This is a genomic window from Streptomyces sp. NPDC029674 (assembly GCF_044903205.1).
Taxonomy (GTDB): Bacteria; Actinomycetota; Actinomycetes; order Streptomycetales; family Streptomycetaceae; genus Streptomyces.
Genome location: NZ_JBJDPY010000053.1, coordinates 1 through 1,628 on the forward strand (window position 1 = coordinate 1; position 1,628 = coordinate 1,628).

Sequence of the window (1,628 nt, forward strand, 5' to 3'; positions counted from 1 at the left end):
TGGCGTGCACGTAGCCCTGGTCCACCCAGGCCTGCAGCGGTACCTTCAGCTGTTCCTGCAGTGCCTCCACACGGTCCTCGGGCACCCAGTAGTCGATCAGCAGCTCGAGCTGGTAGCCCGGCCGGGTGGACTCCACCCAGACCGCCCACGCCGTGAAGTCCGACGTCGCCGAGAGGTCCAGCCCCGCCCACGCGCGGCGGCCGCGCAGCCGCGCGCGATCCGGGCGGGCCGTGAGCTCGTCCCACTTGCCGATGTCCAGCCACCGCGACGTCGACGACGTGCGCAGGTTCAGCGCGAGCTGCTTGAAGACGGCGAGCTCGCGCGGGGAGTTCCGCGCCTTCTTCGCCTCGGTCTCCATGTACCGCCGGTTCGGCGACTTCGGGAAGCCGGGCGAGGCCTTCGCCCACGTCGACTCCGCGAACGGGTCGTCGCCCTTCTCGGCGCCCCAGACCACCCCATAGAACGAGGGGTCCGAGATGATCCCGGAGGCCACGTTGAGCGTGTACGTGTGCTTCTCGTCGTACGGCGTGCCGTCCTCGGCCTCGTCCGCCGTCGTGATGTACAGCAGTAGCGGCTGGTCGCGGGCGCCCACGCCGGTCTCCAGCGCGTCCACGAGGCCGGCCTTGCGGCGCAGCGTGTGGACCTCGTCCACGACGGCGCCAGACACGTTCAGGCCGTGCGCGGTCTCCGCCACGGACGAGAGCACCCGAAGGATCGAGGCCGTCCGCGGGACACGCACGACGTCCTTCAGCGGCTCCACCCGCGAGCGCGCGGCCTTCGACGTCGAGAGCATCCGCTTGGCGTCCTCGAACACTCGCGCGGCCTGGTCCTTCGAGCCGGCCGCGTTGTAGACCTCGGCGCCTGGCTCCTGGTCCGCGAGCAGCAGGACGCCGGAGATGGCGGAGGAGATCGTCGACTTGCCGTTCTTGCGGGGGATCTCGACCCACACGCGGCGGATCACGCGCACGACGCGGTCCAGCTCGGCGTCGAAGTAGACCCAGCCGAAGACGGGGGCGAGGATCCAGACGACCTGCCAGGGGTCCAGGCCCTGGCCGAGGCGCAGGTGAACGCCAGCCCAGCGGCCCTTCGTGTGGGTGAACGCCCCGAGCGCGCGCAGCGCACGCTGCGCGCGGGCGACGTCGAACCACGCGTCCGGGTGTTGGTCAGCCTGGAACGCCACTGTGTGCGGTCGCTTGCCGGCCGCCTCGAGGATCTGCTCGTGGCTCATGCCGAGCTCCACGAGCGCGTCGTACGGCACGGGAAGCTCGTCCAGGGGGTTCTTCGTGGCCACGGCGCACCTCCTCGTCAGGGGCGGTGCGCCTCAGCTCCCTCAGTCGAACGGATCGAAGTCGTCGCCGACGTCCTCGCGGGCCGGCAGGCCGGTGCGCGCGGCCGGCGAGAGGCCGAGCTCGCGCACGTAGGTCTTCAGCTGGGCGCGGTACTGGGCCGCGATCGTCGTCATCGGGTTCTTCGCGGCGCCGCGCTGGCCCATGACGATCAGACCCTCTCGGGAGAGCTCGTGCTCCGCCCACTCGAGGCGGGCCACGCACACGCAGTAGTCCACGACGAGCGACCAATCCGGATCACCGAGGCCCACCGAGTTCCGCAGAACCGGGACAACGCGCGCC

Annotated in this window: 2 protein-coding genes; both read right to left on the reverse strand. The window is 71.0% G+C overall.

The genetic code is table 11. The features are described from left to right. Positions 1-1,291 (reverse strand): terminase large subunit domain-containing protein (locus ACI2L3_RS40270; RefSeq protein WP_404757441.1); only part of this gene is annotated, 1,291 nt, incomplete at its 3' end. A gap of 39 nt (positions 1,292-1,330) precedes the next feature. Then, the coding region (locus ACI2L3_RS40275) for a P27 family phage terminase small subunit (protein WP_404757442.1) at positions 1,331-1,628 on the reverse strand (298 nt) is incomplete at its 5' end.